The 18,473-nt window shown below is 56.6% G+C and carries 19 protein-coding genes; 14 read left to right on the plus strand and 5 right to left on the minus strand.

The features are described 5' to 3' along the window. Nucleotides 1-56: 56 nt before the first annotated feature. From JK621_RS23695 to hisP, 11 genes are all read left to right on the plus strand, one after another. Nucleotides 57-719 carry a DedA family protein gene (locus tag JK621_RS23695; RefSeq protein ID WP_006317062.1) on the plus strand — a complete coding sequence of 221 codons (663 nt, stop codon included), beginning with the start codon at nucleotides 57-59 and terminating at the stop codon, nucleotides 717-719. A gap of 233 nt (nucleotides 720-952) precedes the next feature. Next, the gene (gene accD, locus JK621_RS23700) at nucleotides 953-1,861 is read left to right on the plus strand and encodes an acetyl-CoA carboxylase, carboxyltransferase subunit beta (RefSeq protein ID WP_212557902.1); all 909 of its coding nucleotides are present in this window, start codon (nucleotides 953-955) and stop codon (nucleotides 1,859-1,861) included. 207 nt (nucleotides 1,862-2,068) lie between these two features. Next, a complete protein-coding gene (gene folC / locus JK621_RS23705; protein WP_212557903.1) occupies nucleotides 2,069-3,334 on the plus strand; it encodes a bifunctional tetrahydrofolate synthase/dihydrofolate synthase in 1,266 nt (421 codons plus the stop codon). Next, nucleotides 3,335-4,108 (plus strand): cell division protein DedD, encoded by a 774-nt coding sequence (dedD, locus tag JK621_RS23710; RefSeq protein WP_212557904.1) that lies wholly within the window; start codon nucleotides 3,335-3,337, stop codon nucleotides 4,106-4,108. 354 nt (nucleotides 4,109-4,462) lie between these two features. After that, nucleotides 4,463-4,963, plus strand: coding sequence for a colicin V production protein (gene cvpA / locus JK621_RS23715; protein WP_006317057.1), 501 nt, complete (start codon nucleotides 4,463-4,465; stop codon nucleotides 4,961-4,963). A gap of 21 nt (nucleotides 4,964-4,984) precedes the next feature. After that, nucleotides 4,985-6,502 (plus strand): amidophosphoribosyltransferase, encoded by a 1,518-nt coding sequence (gene purF / locus JK621_RS23720; RefSeq protein WP_212557905.1) that lies wholly within the window; start codon nucleotides 4,985-4,987, stop codon nucleotides 6,500-6,502. A 131-nt stretch (nucleotides 6,503-6,633) separates the two neighbouring features. Then, nucleotides 6,634-7,206 (plus strand): UbiX family flavin prenyltransferase, encoded by a 573-nt coding sequence (locus JK621_RS23725; protein ID WP_126484197.1) that lies wholly within the window; start codon nucleotides 6,634-6,636, stop codon nucleotides 7,204-7,206. Between the two features lie 302 nt (nucleotides 7,207-7,508). Further along, nucleotides 7,509-8,291, plus strand: a complete 783-nt coding sequence (hisJ, locus tag JK621_RS23730) for a histidine ABC transporter substrate-binding protein HisJ (protein ID WP_212557906.1) — start codon at nucleotides 7,509-7,511, stop codon at nucleotides 8,289-8,291. 86 nt (nucleotides 8,292-8,377) lie between these two features. Continuing rightward, on the plus strand, nucleotides 8,378-9,064 hold the full coding sequence (locus JK621_RS23735; protein ID WP_212557907.1) for a histidine ABC transporter permease HisQ: 687 nt from the start codon (nucleotides 8,378-8,380) through the stop codon (nucleotides 9,062-9,064). Then, nucleotides 9,061-9,765 (plus strand): ABC transporter permease, encoded by a 705-nt coding sequence (locus JK621_RS23740; protein WP_212557908.1) that lies wholly within the window; start codon nucleotides 9,061-9,063, stop codon nucleotides 9,763-9,765. The genes JK621_RS23735 and JK621_RS23740 overlap by 4 nt, the downstream gene beginning before the upstream one ends. A gap of 18 nt (nucleotides 9,766-9,783) precedes the next feature. Further along, the gene (gene hisP / locus JK621_RS23745; protein ID WP_006317049.1) at nucleotides 9,784-10,557 is read left to right on the plus strand and encodes a histidine ABC transporter ATP-binding protein HisP; all 774 of its coding nucleotides are present in this window, start codon (nucleotides 9,784-9,786) and stop codon (nucleotides 10,555-10,557) included. A gap of 43 nt (nucleotides 10,558-10,600) precedes the next feature. Here hisP and JK621_RS23750 read toward each other — a convergent pair whose 3' ends face one another. The 3 genes from JK621_RS23750 to yfcG form a co-directional block, all read right to left on the minus strand. Beyond that, nucleotides 10,601-11,515: a TIGR01777 family oxidoreductase gene (locus JK621_RS23750; protein ID WP_212557909.1), complete on the minus strand. Its 915-nt coding sequence runs from the start codon at nucleotides 11,513-11,515 to the stop codon at nucleotides 10,601-10,603. Nucleotides 11,516-11,542: 27 nt separating this feature from the next. Beyond that, the gene (folX, locus tag JK621_RS23755) at nucleotides 11,543-11,914 is read right to left on the minus strand and encodes a dihydroneopterin triphosphate 2'-epimerase (RefSeq protein ID WP_006317046.1); all 372 of its coding nucleotides are present in this window, start codon (nucleotides 11,912-11,914) and stop codon (nucleotides 11,543-11,545) included. Between the two features lie 104 nt (nucleotides 11,915-12,018). Further along, on the minus strand, nucleotides 12,019-12,648 hold the full coding sequence (gene yfcG / locus JK621_RS23760) for a GSH-dependent disulfide bond oxidoreductase (RefSeq protein ID WP_004947314.1): 630 nt from the start codon (nucleotides 12,646-12,648) through the stop codon (nucleotides 12,019-12,021). Nucleotides 12,649-12,950: 302 nt separating this feature from the next. Between yfcG and yfcE the strand changes: the two genes are divergently transcribed. Both yfcE and yfcD read left to right on the plus strand, forming a co-directional pair. Further along, complete coding sequence (gene yfcE, locus JK621_RS23765; protein ID WP_212557910.1) at nucleotides 12,951-13,502, plus strand: phosphodiesterase; 552 nt, start codon at nucleotides 12,951-12,953, stop codon at nucleotides 13,500-13,502. Between the two features lie 90 nt (nucleotides 13,503-13,592). Continuing rightward, complete coding sequence (yfcD, locus tag JK621_RS23770) at nucleotides 13,593-14,150, plus strand: NUDIX hydrolase YfcD (RefSeq protein ID WP_004947308.1); 558 nt, start codon at nucleotides 13,593-13,595, stop codon at nucleotides 14,148-14,150. A gap of 76 nt (nucleotides 14,151-14,226) precedes the next feature. On the opposite strand, the gene pta is transcribed toward yfcD, so the two are convergent. Beyond that, on the minus strand, nucleotides 14,227-16,383 hold the full coding sequence (pta, locus tag JK621_RS23775) for a phosphate acetyltransferase (protein WP_212557911.1): 2,157 nt from the start codon (nucleotides 16,381-16,383) through the stop codon (nucleotides 14,227-14,229). A 73-nt stretch (nucleotides 16,384-16,456) separates the two neighbouring features. Further along, nucleotides 16,457-17,659: an acetate kinase gene (gene ackA, locus JK621_RS23780; protein ID WP_212557912.1), complete on the minus strand. Its 1,203-nt coding sequence runs from the start codon at nucleotides 17,657-17,659 to the stop codon at nucleotides 16,457-16,459. Nucleotides 17,660-18,015: 356 nt separating this feature from the next. On the opposite strand from ackA, the gene yfbV reads away from it, so the two are divergent. After that, complete coding sequence (yfbV, locus tag JK621_RS23785) at nucleotides 18,016-18,471, plus strand: terminus macrodomain insulation protein YfbV (protein WP_006317028.1); 456 nt, start codon at nucleotides 18,016-18,018, stop codon at nucleotides 18,469-18,471. Nucleotides 18,472-18,473: the final 2 nt, after the last annotated feature.

An 18,473-nucleotide genomic window follows, 5' to 3' on the forward strand; every position in this document is an offset into this window, starting at 1 on the left:
TTGTTCCCTTGTGCATCTGCCGGGTGGGTGAGACACCCGGCAAAAAGAGAGAACCTATGGACATCATCAAGTTTGTGATTGATTTTATTCTGCATATTGACGTACATCTGGCCGAACTGGTCGCGCAATACGGCATGTGGGTCTATGCCATTTTGTTCCTGATCCTGTTTTGCGAAACCGGGCTGGTGGTCACGCCTTTCCTGCCGGGGGATTCTCTGCTGTTTGTCGCCGGCGCGCTGGCCGCACTGCCGACTAACGATCTGAATGTGCATACCATGGTTGCGCTGATGGTAGGGGCCGCGATCTTGGGCGACGCGGTGAACTATACTATTGGCCGGCTGTTTGGCGACAAGCTGTTCAGTAACCCGAATTCGAAAATTTTCCGCCGCAGCTATCTGGATAAAACCCATCAGTTTTATGAAAAACACGGTGGGAAAACGATTATTCTGGCGCGATTTGTACCGATCGTGCGCACATTTGCGCCGTTCGTCGCCGGTATGGGGAAAATGTCCTACCGTCATTTTGCTGCCTACAACGTGATTGGCGCGCTGGTTTGGGTGCTGCTCTTCACTTATGCTGGCTACCTTTTCGGTGATTTGCCGATCGTGCAGGAAAACCTGAAACTGTTGATCGTAGCGATCATCCTGGTTTCGATTTTGCCGGGCATCATTGAAATCTGGCGCCATAAGCGCGCGGCTGCCCGCCAGCAAAAACAGTAAAACATCGCTTAACCTGTCGGTTCGACCAGTTTTTTATCCACAGTGTCGGGTCGATATGGTTTAATGAGCGACATTTATGGTCTGTTCTCGCGAATAAGCCCTGAAGCCAGTGCCTAGGTCACGCGTTTGTCGCGTTTCGCTCGGGCACTTTTTCATTGGGTCTGTCGGCGGGGGGATTGTTAAAGCATGAACAGCGGACGGGTGTCCGTCAGGTTCAGACAGAAAGGTCATCGATGAGCTGGATTGAACGAATTCTTAACAAGAGCAATATTACACAAACCCGTAAGGCGAGCATTCCTGAAGGGGTCTGGACCAAATGTGACAGCTGCGGTCAGGTTCTCTATCGCGCCGAGCTGGAGCGTAATCTGGAAGTGTGTCCTAAGTGCGACCACCACATGCGCATGACTGCGCGCATGCGCCTGCATACCCTGCTTGACGAGGGCAGTGAGGTAGAACTGGGCAGCGAACTGGAGCCGAAAGACGTTCTGAAGTTCAAGGATTCCAAAAAGTATAAAGATCGTCTGGTTGCCGCACAGAAAGCGACCGGCGAGAAAGATGCGTTGGTCGTCATGAAAGGCACGTTGTACGGCATGCCTATTGTCGCCGCTTCTTTCGAATTCGCCTTTATCGGCGGTTCCATGTCTTCCGTGGTCGGTGCGCGTTTCGTGCGCGCGGTCGAACAGGCGCTGGAAGACAACTGCCCGCTGGTGTGTTTCTCGGCCAGTGGCGGTGCGCGCATGCAGGAAGCGCTGATGTCGCTGATGCAGATGGCGAAGACCAGCGCAGCGCTGGCGAAAATGCAGGAACGCGGGTTGCCGTACATTTCGGTGCTGACCGATCCGACCATGGGCGGTGTTTCCGCCAGTCTGGCGATGCTGGGCGATATCAATATCGCCGAGCCGAAAGCGTTGATCGGCTTTGCCGGCCCGCGCGTTATCGAGCAGACCGTGCGTGAAAAACTGCCGCCGGGCTTCCAGCGCAGCGAGTTCCTGATTGAAAAAGGCGCCATCGACATGATCGTGCGTCGCCCGGAAATGCGTCGCACTCTGGCGAGTACCCTTTCCAAGCTGACCAACCAGCCGCAGCCGCATTTCGATGAGGCAGAACCGGTAGTCGCACAGGAAAATCAGGTCGACGCCTGAGGCAAAAAAGTCCCCCGTGCAGGCGTAAGCCCGCGCGGGGTTCAGCCGCCATTTTGTGGCTAAGTGCCGGCTGATATGCCCTATGAATTTCACGTTGCAGTCATCCCGCTGTGGCTTGAAAGGTGACGGGTGTTACGGAGAGCATCGCCTTTACCGCGGTGAGGGGGTGCCCTGATGGATCAATGAACCCAATCAGTGATGGGACTCATGCAAAACCACCAAATTCCCCAAGCCACGTCGCCCTTGAGCTCGTGGCTTTATTATCTCGAACGTCTGCACAGCCAGGCTGTCGAGCTTGGCCTGGAACGCGTACAGCGCGTTGCGGCGCATCTTGATTTGCTCACTCCCGCACCGACGGTGTTCACCGTTGCCGGCACCAACGGCAAGGGCACGACTTGCCGAACGCTGGAAGCCATTCTGATGGCGGCCGGTCTGCGCGTTGGCGTTTACAGCTCGCCGCACCTGGTGCGTTATACCGAGCGGGTACGCATTCAGGGCGATGAGTTGAGCGAGGCGGAGCACAGCCGCTCGTTCGCCGCCATTGAGGCGGGCCGGGGTGAAACCTCACTGACCTATTTCGAATTTGGCACCCTGTCGGCGCTGCAACTGTTCAAACAGGCTAAGCTTGACGTGGTGATCCTGGAAGTTGGCCTTGGCGGCCGCCTGGATGCGACCAACATCGTCGATCCGAGCGTGGCTGTGGTCACCAGCATCGCGCTGGATCATACCGACTGGCTGGGCAACGATCGCGAAAGCATCGGCCGCGAGAAGGCCGGAATTTTCCGCGGCGGCAAGCCGGCGGTGGTAGGCGAGCCGGATATGCCTGACACCATCCGCGAGGTGGCGGAAAAACTGGGCGCGGCACTGTATCGTCGTGGCGAAGCCTGGACTTTCAGCGAACAGGGCGAACGCTGGCAGTGGGAAGGCGGCGGCACGCTGCTGACCGACCTGCCGATGCCCAACGTCCCGCTAGCCAATGCTGCGACCGCGCTGGCGGCGTTGCATTATTCCTCGTTGGAAATCGATGAGCGGGCGATCTTCACCGGCCTGCAGCAGGCGACGCTGCCTGGACGTTTCCAGATTGTGCGACAGGATCCGATGCTGATCCTCGACGTGGCGCATAACCCGCACGCCGCAGGCTATCTGGCCGGGCGTTTGGCGAAGCTGCCGCGCAAGGGCGGCAAGGTGCGCGCCGTGGTGGGCATGCTGTCGGATAAAGACATCGCCGGCACGCTGGCTTGCCTGAGCGAGCAGGTGGATGAATGGTATTGCGCGCCGCTGGAAGGGCCGCGCGGTGCCGGCGTCGAATTGCTGGCGCAACATTTGACGGAACCGCGGCAGTTTGCCGATGTCGAAACTGCCTGGCGTCAGGCTATGCAGGACGCTGATATTCAGGATATTGTGATCGTCTGTGGATCGTTCCACACCGTTGCGCACGTGATGGCGGCGTTAGACGAGATGCGGGGAGTGTGAGTGGCAAGCAAATTTCAAAACCGATTGGTAGGAACCGTCATTCTGGTCGCACTGGGGGTCATTATCCTGCCAGGGCTGCTGGATGGAAAAAAGAAACATTACGAGGATGAGTTCGCGGCCATTCCCCTGGTGCCAAAACCGGGTGATGTGGAGGAGAACGACGCGGTGCCGCCGGTAACCCAGTCTTTGCCGGCGCAACCGCCGGAAGGGGCGGGCGCGTTGGTTGAGCAGCAGGCGGCCAACGAAGCGGCCTCGCAGCAGGCAGCGCGCCAGACGGCTCAACAGCCGGTGCAGGTTGCGCCGCCGGTGGAAACTCGCCCGGCACAGCAACCGAAGCCGAAGCCGGTCGAAACCAAGCCGGTGGAAGTGAAGCCGAAACCGGTGCAGCAGCCAAAACCGGTGCAGCAGCCGAAACCGGTCGCCCAACCTAAGCCTGAGGTTGTCCCGGAAGTTAAACCGGAACCCAAACCTGAGCCGAAGCCAGAACCTAAACCGGAGCCGAAACCGGCTGCGGAAGAGAAAGCGCCGGCAGGGCAGGCTTATGTAGTACAACTGGGTGCACTGAAGAACGCCGCCAAGGTGAATGAGGTCGTGGCGTCGCTCAGGTTATCCGGCTATCGCGCCTTCACCGTGCCGTCAACGCCGGTACAGGGGCAAATCACCCGGATCTACGTTGGCCCGGACGCGTCAAAACAGAAGTTGCAGTCTTCACTGTCTGCGCTGAACTCCATCAGCGGTTTGAGCGGCCAGGTGAAGCCCTACGGCGCACATTGACAGGATTGGGGCACAGCATGCTGTGCCCCTGAATCGATGAGTGCTGGTATAATCACTATTGAAAATGTGCCTTTCACAGGCCAAATGGCCTATGTAGGCGCGGCGATTGAGAATTTTTTTATCGCCGTTTTTTATTTGTTGCGTGCTGGGAAATCCCCTACGCAAACGTTTTCTTTTTCTGTTAGAATTCGCCGCGAATTGGATCACCCGATAAATTTCATGTCGCATCAAGGCGGCAACTGAACGAATCCCCGGAGCTTGGTCAACCAAGTCACTGGGGTGAGTGAAGGCAGCCGACGCAGATGCGGTTTGAAAGATGAAGGGGGCAGGGGCGATTCATTATTGGAATAGTTCATGGTCTGGATTGATTACGTCATTATAGCGGTGATTGGGTTTTCGGCTCTGGTGAGCCTGATCCGAGGGTTTGTTCGCGAAGCATTGTCACTTGTGACATGGGGATGTGCGTTTTTTGTTGCCAGCCATTTCTACTCTTACCTTGCGGTCTACTTCACTCGTTTTGAAGATGAACTGGTGCGAAACGGCATCGCGATTGCCATCTTGTTTATCGCGACCTTGATCGTAGGAGCTATTGTCAACTATGTGATTAGCTCACTGGTAGAGAAAACCGGGTTATCAGGCACCGACCGGGTGCTGGGCGTCTGTTTCGGCGCACTGCGCGGCGTGTTGATCGTTTCGGCGATACTGTTTTTCCTGGATACCTTTACCGGCTTCTCGCAAAGTGACGACTGGAAGCAGTCACAGCTCATTCCCCAGTTCAGTTATATCATCAGGTGGTTCTTTGACTACCTGCAGAGCACGTCGAGTTTCTTACCGACCCATTTACCGGGGCGGTAGCGCTGATGAGGAAAAGACAACATGTGCGGTATTGTCGGTATCGCCGGTTTTATGCCGGTAAACCAGTCGATTTATGATGCGTTGATGGTGCTTCAGCACCGTGGCCAGGATGCCGCAGGCATCGTCACCATAGATGCCCATAACGGGTTCCGTTTGCGTAAGGCAAATGGTCTGGTGAAGGATGTGTTTGAGGCACGCCATATGCAGCGCTTGCAGGGCAACATGGGTATTGGCCATGTGCGCTACCCGACGGCTGGCAGCTCCAGTGCCTCAGAGGCTCAACCATTCTATGTAAACTCGCCGTTCGGCCTTACGTTGGCCCACAACGGCAACCTGACCAACGCCCATGAGCTGCGCCAAAAGCTGTTTGAAAGCGGTCGCCGCCATGTCAACACCACCTCCGACTCCGAAATCCTGCTGAACGTTCTGGCCAGTGAGCTGGACCGCTTCCAGGACTATCCGCTGGAGTCAGACAACATCTTTACCGCCGTTGCCGCCATGCATCAGCAGCTGCGCGGTGCCTATGCCTGCGTGGCGATGATCATCGGCCACGGTCTGCTGGCGTTCCGCGACCCGAACGGCATTCGCCCGCTGGTGATCGGCAAACGTCAGCTTGAAGACGGTCGCTGCGAGTATATGGTGGCTTCCGAGAGCGTGGCGCTGGATACACTGGGCTTTGAGTTCTTGCGCGACGTGGCGCCGGGCGAAGCGGTGTACATCACCGAGAAAGGCCAACTGTTCACCCGCCAGTGCGCAGAGAACCCGAAAACCAACCCGTGCCTGTTCGAATACGTCTACTTTGCCCGTCCAGACTCCTTTATGGACAAGATTTCGGTCTACAGCGCCCGTGTGCGCATGGGGCAGAAGCTGGGCGAGAAGATTGCTCGCGAGTGGGAAGATTTGGACATCGACGTGGTGATCCCGATCCCGGAAACGTCCTGCGATATCGCATTGGAAATCGCGCGTATTCTGGATAAGCCGTATCGCCAGGGCTTTGTGAAGAACCGCTATGTCGGCCGTACCTTCATCATGCCGGGCCAGCAGGCGCGCCGTAAGTCGGTACGCCGCAAGCTGAACGCCAACCGCGCCGAGTTCCGCGACAAGAACGTGCTGCTGGTGGACGACTCCATCGTGCGCGGCACCACGTCCGAGCAGATCGTTGAGATGGCGCGTGACGCCGGGGCGAAACGCGTTTATTTGGCTTCCGCTGCGCCGGAAATTCGTTTCCCGAACGTGTACGGCATTGATATGCCAAGCGCCAACGAACTGATTGCCCACGGCCGTGAAGTGGATGAAATCCGCCAGATCATCGGTGCCGACGGTCTGATCTTCCAGGATTTGGACGATTTGATCGAAGCGGTGCGTGAAGAGAACCCGGACATCAGCCAGTTCGAATGCTCGGTGTTTAACGGCATCTATGTCACCAAAGACGTAGACCAGAGCTACCTCGAGTATCTGGAGTCGCTGCGTAACGACGACGCCAAGGCGATACGTGGCCAGACCGAAGCAGAAAACCTGGAAATGCATAACGAAGGTTAAGCCTCGGCGCTAGCCAAAAAGGTGCACCGCGGCGTTTGTCGCGGTGCATTATCCTCCCCTGACTTGCTTATGCTCCGCCATTCCGGCAAAGTCTGCCTGATCCTACTTTCTCTTCGGCAGAGGCCAGACTTATGAAACGACTCATCATCGGTATTTCCGGCGCCAGCGGCGCAATCTACGGCGTGCGGCTGTTGCAGGCATTGCGCGACGTCGCAGAGGTGGAAACCCATTTGGTGATGAGCAACGCGGCGCGGCAAACGCTGTCGCTGGAAACCGAGCTCAGCCTGCGTGAAGTGCAGGCGCTGGCCGACGTGGTGCATGATGCGCGCGACATCGGTGCCAGCATCTCTTCCGGTTCGTTCAAAACCCTGGGTATGGTGATTTTACCTTGCTCAATCAAGACGTTATCCGGCATTGCCAACAGTTATAGCGACGGCCTGCTGACGCGCGCCGCCGATGTGGTGCTGAAGGAACGCCGCCGGCTGGTGTTGTGCGTGCGTGAAACCCCATTGCATATAGGCCATTTACGCCTGATGACGCAGGCGGCGGAAATGGGCGCAGTGATCATGCCACCGGTGCCGGCGTTTTATCACCAACCGAAAAGCGTCGATGACATCATCGATCAAACCGTGAATCGGGTGGTCGATCAGTTCGACATTGAATTACCGAAAGATTTGTTCACCCGTTGGCAAGGCTCCAATTAACAAATTTATCCCCAATTTGGCACATTTGTGCAACACCGCACTGAATTAGGGCGGCACATGCACCATAATGATCCCACTCCATCACGCTCACTGTTTCAAGGCTCTGGCATTTTGTCATTGTCCGTGACGCGGCCCTGACTGGCCGATTTATTTTTGCGGTTATCGTCCCAGGAAACAGTTTTGTGAAGGCCGGAGCCGTTCCCTCCGCCTACCGCAACAAATGTGGCACGATTACTGCAAATTGATTTGGTGGGAAAGTAATGCCCGCAGTGGCATCAAAAAAATCAATTTGAGGGTAATTTATGAAAAAGCTGGTTAAGGTTCTTCCTTTAGTCTTGGCTTTGAGCGCAGTAAGCAGCGCATTCGCCGCAGTGCCATCAACGCTGAAGATAGGTACCGATCCGACCTACGCACCATTTGAATCCAAAAATGCCAAAGGTGAGTTGGTCGGCTTTGATATCGATTTGGCCAAAGAGCTGTGCAAACGCATAAATACCCAATGTACCTTTGTGGAAAGCGATTTTGACGCGCTGATCCCCTCTCTGAAGGCGAAGAAAATTGACGCCATCATCTCTTCATTGTCGATCACCGAAAAACGCCAGCAGGAAATTGCCTTTACCGACAAGCTGTACGCCGCTAACGCCCGCCTGATCGCGCCGAAAGGCTCGAAGCTGTTGCCAACCGTGGACGCGTTGAAAGGCAAGAGCGTGGGCGTGCTGCAAGGCACCACCCAGGAAGCCTATGCGAACGCCATGTGGCAGCCTAAGGGCATCACCGTGGTGCCTTACCAGAACCAGGACCTGGTGTACGCCGACCTGGCATCCGGCCGCATCGATGCCGCTTTCCAGGATGAAGTGGCGGGCAGCGACGGCTTCCTGAAGCAACCTCCGGGCAAGGATTACGCTTTCGCCGGCGCATCGGTGAAGGATGACAAGTTCTTTGGCGTGGGCACCGGCATGGGGCTGCGCAAGACCGATACCGAGCTGAAGGCGGCGCTGGATAAAGCCTTTGCCGAGATGCGCAAAGACGGCACTTACGACAAGTTTGCGAAAAAATACTTCGATTTTGACGTCTACGGCGGTTAATCCCACGTACCGTTCCATGGTGTGACTACGGGGGTCAGTTCGCTGGCCCCGATGGTTCGGGCTCCAATGACGACAGGGTGAAGTAGATGCTGCAAGGCTATTCCCAACTGATATTTGAGGGGGCTCTGGTGACGCTGGAGCTGGCCCTCAGTTCCGTACTGCTGGCGCTGGTGATTGGTTTGATCGGTGCCGGCGGCAAGCTTTCCCATAACCGCCTGCTTTCTACGCTGTTTGGTGCCTATACCACGTTGATCCGCGGCGTGCCTGATTTGGTGTTGATGCTGCTGATTTTCTACGGTCTGCAGATTGCGCTGAACAACCTCACAGAACTGCTCGGTTTTTCGCAAATTGATATCGATCCGCTCAGCGCGGGGATTATCACCCTCGGCTTTATCTATGGCGCTTATTTCACGGAAACCTTTCGCGGCGCTTATATGGCGGTGCCGAAGGGGCAAATCGAGGCGGCTACCGCCTACGGTTTCTCCGGCTCGCAGATTTTCCGCCGCATTTTGTTCCCTGCAATGATGCGTTTTGCCCTGCCGGGTATCGGCAACAACTGGCAGGTGATCCTCAAGGCGACGGCGCTGGTGTCGATTCTGGGTTTGAACGACGTGGTGAAAGCCACTCAACTGGCTGGCAAAGGCACCTATCAGCCATTCTTCTTTGCGATAGTGGCCGGTGTGGTTTATCTGATTTTTACCACCGCTTCCAATGGCGTGTTGCTGTGGCTTGAACGGCGTTATTCATTGGGCGTCAAGAGGGCCGAATTATGATCGAGATTTTGCAACAGTATGGGCAATCGCTGCTGTGGAGCGACGGCTACCGTTTCACCGGCGTGGCGGTCACGCTATGGCTGCTGATCTCGTCGGTGGTGATGGGGGGCTTGCTGGCGATACCGATGGCGGTGGCGCGCGTTTCCTCAATCTCCTGGGTGCGTTTTCCGGTGTGGCTCTATACCTACATATTCCGCGGCACGCCGCTGTATGTGCAGCTGCTGGTGTTTTATTCGGGGATGTACAGCCTGGAGATCGTGCGGGGTTCGGATTTCCTCAACGCGTTCTTCCGCAGCGGGCTTAACTGCACCATTCTGGCGCTGACGCTGAACACCTGCGCCTACACCACCGAGATCTTCGCCGGGGCAATCCGCGCGGTGCCGCACGGTGAAATTGAGGCGGGCAGCGCCTATGGTTTCTCTCGCTTCAAAATGTACCGCTGTATCATTCTGCCTTCGGCGTTGCGTACCGCGCTGCCGGCATACAGCAACGAAGTGATCCTGATGCTGCACTCCACCGCACTGGCATTTACCGCCACCGTACCGGATCTGTTGAAGATCGCGCGCGATATCAACGCGGCGACCTATCAGCCGTTCTATGCCTTCGGCATCGCGGCGGTGCTGTATCTGGCGATCTCCTACGTGCTGATCAGCCTGTTCCGCAAGGCAGAAAAACGCTGGATGGCGCACGTTAATCACTGATAATGACGGGGAAAAACCATGTCTGAAAATAAATTAGCCGTCACTGAACTGCATAAACGTTATGGCGAACACGAAGTACTGAAAGGCGTGTCACTGGCGGCGAACGCAGGGGATGTGATTAGCATCATTGGCTCTTCGGGGTCAGGTAAAAGCACCTTTTTGCGCTGCATTAACTTCCTGGAGAAACCCAGCGAAGGCTCCATCAGCCTGAACAACGAAGATATCCGCATGGTGCGCGACAAAGACGGCCAACTGAAGGTGTTTGACAAGAAACAGCTGCAATTGTTGCGTACTCGTCTGACCATGGTATTCCAGCATTTTAACCTGTGGAGCCACATGACGGTGCTGGAGAACGTGATGGAAGCGCCGGTGCAGGTGCTGGGGTTGAGCAAGGCCGAAGCGCGCGAGCGCGCAGTGCGCTATCTGGATAAGGTGGGCATCGACGAACGCGCGCGCGGTAAATATCCGGTGCATCTGTCCGGGGGGCAACAGCAGCGCGTGTCCATCGCCCGTGCGTTGGCGATGGAGCCGGAGGTGCTGTTGTTTGATGAACCGACGTCGGCCCTGGATCCGGAGCTGGTGGGCGAAGTGCTGCGCATCATGCAGAAGCTGGCTGAAGAGGGGAAAACCATGGTGGTGGTGACGCACGAGATGGAATTTGCGCGCCATGTTTCAAGCCACGTGATTTTCCTGCATAAGGGGCTGATTGAAGAGCAGGGGCCACCGGCCGAGCTGTTCGGCAATCCAAAAAGCCCGCGCCTGCAGCAGTTCCTTTCCGGCGCTTTAAAATAAACGCTTGCCTGGGGCCGGTTCTGCCTGGCCCCAGGCATCCCGCTCAGCGGCTGTCGAGCCGTTGATTAATAACGTCATCCAGCGCCTGTTCCAGTTCCAGAAAACGGAAACTGAAACCCGCTTCCTCCAGCCGCCTCGGCACCGCCCGCTGACCGCCCAGGACCAGCACCGCCGCTTCTCCCATCAGTAAACGTATGGCAAATGCCGGCACGCGCAAAAACGCCGGACGATCGAGCACGTTGGCGAGTTGGGCTGCGAACTGTTCATTGTGCACCGGATAGGGGGCGACCATATTGAAGGGGCCTTGCAGGGTGGCGTGTTCCAGCAAATAAAGAATACCGTTGACCATATCGTCCAGATGAATCCAGGGCAGATATTGGCGGCCATCGCCTATCGGCCCGCCCAGCCCCAGACGGAACGGCGGCAGCATTTTCGCCAGCGCTCCGCCTGTGCTTGCCAGCACCACGCCGGTGCGCAGCAGGCAGACGCGGGTTGCGTCGCTTTGTGCTTGCAGCGCCAGGGATTCCCACCGTTGGCAGAGCTGATGGGTGAATTCGTCATGCGGAGCTTCATCTTCGGTGACCACTGCCTGGCCTTGATCGCCATAGTAGCCGACGGCGGAGCCGGAAATCAGCACGCCGGGCGGCGAGCTGCCGGCGTTAATCAACGCCGCTAACCGTTCTGTCAGATCCCAACGGCTGTGGCACAGGCGCGCTTTCTGCGCCTTGCTCCAGCGTTTATCGGCGATAGGCTCACCGGCCAGGTTGATCACGGCGTCAAAGCCATCCAGCGACGTTTGGTCCTGCAACGTTGACCAGTAGCTGACTTGTTCGCCAAACCGTTCATGCGCACGTTGTACGTCACGGGTCAGCACCGTGATTGAGTGAGACAGACTCAGCAGCCGCCGCGTCAGGCTGCTCCCTATCAATCCTGTGGCGCCGGTGATCAGGATCCGCATGGTCAACCTCCCTGATACGCTATTGTTTCAGCCCCGGCGATAACTCATGGTCATGGAAACCGAGTCGGCATAACGCAGGGCCAGTAGTTTATCGATCTCTACTTCAGCATAGGTTACCCAGGCATGTTCTTTCACGATATCGAGCACATCCTGAGTTAATTTTTCCAGCAGGGCGAAGCGGTTATCTTCAACATGGCGGATGATCGCTTTGGTGATGGTGCGGTAGTTGAGCGCGTCGTCGATGTTTTCGCTATTGCGCGCCTTATCCGCCGGGTAGTGGATTGCCACGTTAATCAGGATGTCCTGACGATTGTTGATTTCTTCTTCCTTGATACCGATGAAAGTACGCAACCGCAGATTTTTGATACGAATAATGGCGTCGGGTTGACTGAATGACATCAGAGAGTCTCCACAGGTCTGATTATTGGCGCTCAGAATACACGGAAAGTAGGGAAAAGATAACGAGCCGGGAGAAACTCCCCGGAAACCGGGGAGTCGGGTGGTTAACCTTGCTCGGCCAGCTTATAGGCGCGCCCGGTCGCCGGGCGGTTGCTGATACGTTCGAACCAGTTGCGCACCGCCGGATAATCCGCCAGATCGATGCGCTGGCGCGGATGCGAAACCACCCAGGGATAGGTGGCGATATCGGCGATGCTGTAGTTGTCGCCGCCCAGATACGGGTGTTTTTGCAGCTCGGCTTCCAGCACGCCATACAGGCGCTTGGTTTCCAGATGGTAACGCTCGATGGCGTAAGGCACCGGCTGCGGCGCGTAATGGTTGAAATGGTGATTCTGCCCGAGCATGGGCCCAAAACCCGCCACCTGCCAAAACAGCCACTGTAGCGTGGCGGCGCGCTCGCGCAGCCCTTTGCTCAGCAACTTGCCGGTTTTCTCCGCCAGGTACAGCAGGATTTCGCCGGATTCGAACAGGCTGATGGGCGCACCGCCGTCAACCGGTTGCTGATCGACAATCGCCGGGATTTTGTTGTTGGGTGAAATGCTCAGAAAGTCCGGCTTGAACTGATCGCCGGCGCTGATATTGACGCGGTGGATACGGTAAGGTAAGCCAACCTCCTCCAGAAACAGGGTAATCTTGTGACCGTTGGGAGTAGGCGCGTAATACAGGTCAATCATGGTGCCTCCTGCGGTAAAGTGATCTGTAAGTCATTACACGTTGTCGCGGTCTTCGCCGCGCACAAAGGTACATCAGAGTTTCAATTATACCCATGAATTCCAAGCTGCAACTTGAAAGACCGCGGGCATTAAGGTTACCAACAATAGCAGCTAAGAATAGCAGGCTATGTGAGATTCGTCTGATGCTATATCCGCAAGAGACATCACAATGCTTGGCCAACGAGGTCTTGACCTCTTGTCAGCCTTGCCGTCCTTGGCCGCTGAGATAAAATAGCGCATATGCCCCTGCTAAAGGAATGGTTATGAAGCTGATATTCGCCTCCGATATACACGGTTCACTCCCCGCCACCGAAAGCCTTTTGGATCGATTTGAACAAAGCGGCGCCGACTGGCTGATTCTTCTGGGCGATTTGCTGAATCATGGGCCGCGAAATGCGTTGCCGGCAGGTTATCAGCCCGCTCAGGTTGCCGAACAATTGAATCGCTATAGCGACAAGATCATCGCCGTTCGCGGCAATTGTGACAGTGAAGTTGATCAAATGTTGCTGACGTTTCCCATCACCGCACCCTGGCAGCAGGTGTTGCTGCAAAAAAGACGATTGTTTTTAACCCACGGTCACCTTTATCATCCCTCGGCACTGCCGCCGTTATCTTCCGGCGATGTCCTGGTCTATGGCCACAGTCATGTACCGCAGGCGGAACGGCAGGGAGAGATTTACTGCTTTAATCCAGGGTCGGTCAGCATTCCGAAGGGGGGCTTTCCCGCCAGTTATGGCATACTGGAGGACGGCATTTTAAGTGTGGTCACATTGCAGAGCGGCAAGGCTGTTGCAGAGGTGGCATTAACGCACTAATTTATACACACACAATAAAAATCTTTGAAAAACACTCATTGATTAACCAGTGCGCGGGATGCAACGCGCCAAAATAGAAGGTTTTAGAGGATGGCGGAACAGGGTCAGGCTGCAGATACCGAGTGGGTTGATATCGTCAACGAGCAAAACGAAGTGATTGCTCAATCAAGTCGCCAACAAATGCGTGCTCAACGGCTGCGTCATCGTGCTACCTATATTGTGGTGCATGATGGAATGGGTAAAATTCTGGTGCAGCGTCGCACCGACATTAAAGACTTCTATCCGGGCTGGCTGGACGCCACCGCGGGCGGAGTAGTGCAAAGCGGCGAGAATGTGCTCGATTCCGCACGCCGCGAGGCGGAAGAGGAACTGGGGATTGCCGGCGTGCCTTTCGCCGAACATGGCCTGTTCTATTTTGAAGAAGAGCAATGCCGGGTATGGGGCGCACTGTTTAGCTGCGTGTCCCACGGGCCGTTCGCCCTGCAGGAAGAAGAAGTGGTTGAGGTGAGCTGGCTGACGCCGGAAGAGATCACCGCCCGCTGCGACGAGTTCACCCCGGATTCGCTGAAGGCGCTGTCGCTGTGGCTGACGCGCAACAACGAACAGGCTTACGGTAAACCGTTACGCGACACCGACGAAAACGCCTGATGAGTCGCAGGTTACCGAAATGAAAAAGCCGGTCAATAAATTGACCGGCTTTTTTTATCCGACAACGCTGGGGTTATCAGGCGTTGGCAGCCGCATCAGCCTGTGCAGACTGAATGGCGGTCAGCGCTACGGTGTAAACGATATCGTCTACCAAGGCGCCGCGTGACAGGTCGTTCACCGGTTTGCGCATGCCTTGCAGCATTGGCCCGATGGATACCAGGTCAGCAGAACGCTGTACCGCTTTATAGGTGGTGTTACCGGTGTTCAGATCCGGGAAGATGAACACGGTAGCCTGGCCGGCAACCGGCGAGTTCGGCGCTTTGGATTTCGCTACGTCAGCCATGATGGCGGCGTCGTACTGCAGCGGGCCGTCGATGATCAGATCAGGGCGTTTTTCCTGAGCCAGGCGGGTCGCTTCGCGCACTTTCTCGACGTCGCTGCCCGCACCGGAGTTGCCGGTAGAGTAGGAGATCATCGCCACGCGTGGCTCGATACCGAAGGCCGCTGCGGAGTCTGCCGACTGAATCGCGATTTCTGACAGCTGCTCGGCGGTCGGATCCGGGTTGATCGCGCAGTCGCCGTACACCAGAACCTGGTCAGGCAGCAGCATGAAGAACACGGAGGACACCAGCGAGCTGCCCGGTGCGGTTTTGATCAGCTGCAGTGGTGGGCGGATGGTGTTGGCGGTGGTGTGAACCGCACCGGAAACCAGGCCGTCGACTTCGCCTTTCTCCAGCATCAGGGTGCCGAGAACCACGTTATCTTCCAACTGCTCGCGCGCAACCACTTCGGTCATGCCCTTGCTCTTGCGCAGCTCAACCAGACGCGGCACGTATTGCTCGCGCACGACGACCGGATCGACGATTTCGATGCCTTTGCCCAGTTCAACGCCCTGAGCCGCAGCGACACGCTGGATCTCTTCCGGGTTACCCAGCAGGACGCACTCCGCGATACCGCGTTCGGCACAGATGGCTGCCGCTTTCACGGTGCGTGGCTCGTCGCCTTCCGGCAGTACGATACGTTTGCCGGCTTTACGCGCCAGCTCGGTCAGCTCGTAGCGGAATGCCGGTGGAGACAGGCGACGTGAACGCGCGGAGGTAGCGGTCAGCGACTCGATCCACTCTGCGTTGATGTGGCTGGCCACGTAGTTCTGCACTTTCTCGATGCGCTGATGGTCGTCCGCCGGCACTTCGAGGTTGAAGCTTTGCAGGCTGAGCGAAGTCTGCCAGGTGTTGGTGTCGACCATAAATACCGGCAGGCCGGTCTGGAAGGCGCGTTCACACAGCTTTTTGATCGGCGCATCGATGGCGTAACCGCCGGTCAACAGAATGGCGCCGATTTCCACGCCGTTCATCGCCGCCAGACAGGCGGAAACCAGCACGTCAGGGCGGTCTGCGGAGGTGACCAGCAGTGAGCCTGGGCGGAAGTGTTCCAGCATGTGTGGAATGCTGCGCGCACAGAAGGTCACGGACTTCACGCGGCGAGTCATGATATCGCCTTCGTTGATCACGGTAGCCTTCAGGTGGCGGGCCATGTCGATGGCGCGAGTGGCGATCAGATCAAAGCTCCAGGGTACGCAGCCCAGCACCGGCAGCGGGCTGTTGGCGAACAGCTGCGCAGGATCGACGTTAGTCACGCTGGCTTTGGTGGAGTCGTCGAAGATCTCGGACAGGTCAGGACGGGTGCGGCCCTGCTCGTCGACCGGAGCGTTCAGTTTGTTGATGATGACGCCGGTGATGTTTTTGTTTTTGCTGCCGCCGAAGCTGCTGCGGGCCAGCTCAATGCGCTCTTTCAACTGTGCAGGGGAATCGTTGCCCAGCGCCAGGACGAAGACGATTTCCGCATTCAGGGTTTTGGCGATTTCATAGTTCAGCGCGTTGGCGAACTGGTGTTTACGGGTCGGCACCAGGCCTTCGATCAGCACCACTTCCGCGTCTTTGGTGTTCTCATGGTAGCGCGCTACGATCTCTTCCATCAGCACGTCTTGCTGGTTGGAGCTCAGCAGGCTCTCAACGTAGCTCATGCGCAGCGGTTCGGCCGCCGGAATGGTGGAGTTGCTGCGGATGATGGTGGTGGTCTGGTCGAGAGAGTCGCCGCCGGTGCGTGGTTGGGCGATAGGCTTGAATACGCTCAGACGAACGCCTTGCTGCTCCATGGAGCGGATGACACCCAGGCTGACGCTGGTCAGACCGACGCTGGTGCCCGTGGGGATCAACATAATTGTACGTGACACAGAATAGTCCTCTTCACGATTAACATGAGGCTAAAACAGCACCGTCAGCCTTGGCTGACGGTGTCGGAGAGCGTTACGCGGTCAGACGGGATGCGTCTTGCGCGATGACCAATTCTTCGTTGGTCGGGATAACCAGCGCCAGGCGGCTGCCGTCTTTGGTGATGGCGCCGGATTTACCGAAACGGGCGGCCATATTGCGCTCGTGGTCGATCTCGAAGCCCAGCAGACCCAGTTTGTCCAGGGTCAGCTCACGCACCATGCCGGCGTTTTCGCCGATGCCGCCAGTGAAGATCACTGCGTCCAGGCGGCCGTCCATCTGCGCGCTGTACGCACCGATGTATTTGGCCAGACGGTGGCAGAACACGTCCATTGCGCGCTTGGCGTCTTCTTTGCTGGCGTAGTTGTCTTCAACATAACGGCAGTCGCTGGTGACTTCGGTCAGGCCCAGCAGGCCGGATTCCTTGGTCAGCATTTTGTTGATTTGATCAACGCTCATGCCCAGGGAGTCGTGCAGGTGGAAGATGATCGCCGGATCGATGTCGCCGCTGCGGGTGCCCATCACCAGGCCTTCCAGTGGGGTCAGGCCCATGGAGGTGTCAACGCATTTGCCGTTGCGCACTGCGGTAACGGAACCGCCGTTGCCCAGGTGGCAGGTGATCACGTTCACTTCTTCAACCGGCTTGTTCAGCATCTTCGCGGCTTCTTGGGTCACGTAGAAGTGGCTGGTGCCGTGTGCGCCATAGCGGCGAATGCCGTGATCGCGGTACAGGCTGTACGGCAGGGCGTACAGGTAAGATTCTTCCGGCATGGTCTGGTGGAACGCGGTGTCGAACACGGCAACGTTTTTATCCGCCAGGTTAGGGAATGATTTCAATGCCTCAGCGATACCGATCAGGTGCGCCGGGTTATGCAGTGGTGCAAATGGTATCGAATCTTTGATACCCTGCAAGACTTCGTCATTGATCACGGCAGAAGCGGTAAACTTCTCGCCGCCGTGCACAATGCGGTGGCCGATAGCGGTCAGCTGTGCAGAAAGCTCCGGTTTTTGTGCCAGAATAGTATTAACAATGTAGTTCAGTGCTTCGCTATGCGCAGCGCCGGCACCCAGGGCCGCTTCGTGTTTGGCGCCGTCCATCTTCCACTTGAGGCGAGCCTCAGGCAGGTGGAAACATTCGGCCAGGCCGGAGAGGTGTTCTTCACCGTTGACAGCATCGATGATAGCGAATTTCAGGGAAGAACTGCCGCAGTTAAGAACCAGTACTAGCTTACTCGACATGGAAGTACCTACTTAAATAGTTCGTGTTGTTAAAGAAAAACCCATACACGTGGTGAATTAATCGTCAATCAGACAACAAGCGTAGCGCATAATGCCGTTGACATTTATGATTAACATCATGTGAAGTGCATAAATCACATGACGATGAAAAAACCGATGATTTCTCTGCGGTTTAAGTAATCTTCATTTTTATAGGGCTAAAAGTTGACAGAATTATTGTCATCTTCTACCGGCCAAAAGGCCGGCCTAGGATACCGATAGCCTGCAGCAAACACAAAATAAATTTAAAGCTTCAAATTTTTTAGTATTGTGTTTGCAGTACCCCCCATTTTTACTACGTGACGTTGAGGTACGCGATGACGAGCAAACCGTCTGGTTCCGTAAGCTGGTTTCAGGTCTTCCAGCGCGGGCAGCATTATATGAAAACCTGGCCGTCAGACAAACGTCTGGCTCCGGTCTTTCCGGAGAATCGCGTTGCGAGCGTCACCCGCTTTGCCGTCCGCTTTATGCCGCCGCTGGCGGTGTTTACTTTGACCTGGCAGATTGCGCTGGGCGGCCAGCTCGGTCCGGCGATCGCCACCGCGTTGTTCGCCTGCAGCATGCCGATGCAAGGCCTGTGGTGGCTGGGGCGTCGTTCTGTCACTCCGTTGCCGCCAACGCTGTTGCAGTGGTTCCATGAGGTGCGCAACAGGCTGGCGGAAGCAGGCCAGGCTGTCGCGCCGGTGGAAGGGACTCCGACCTATCAAACGCTGGCGGATCTGCTGAAACGCGCCTTCAAGCAGTTGGATAAAACCTTCCTGGACGATCTTTAACA

This window comes from Serratia plymuthica (assembly GCF_018336935.1).
Classification (GTDB): domain Bacteria; phylum Pseudomonadota; class Gammaproteobacteria; order Enterobacterales; family Enterobacteriaceae; genus Serratia; species Serratia plymuthica_B.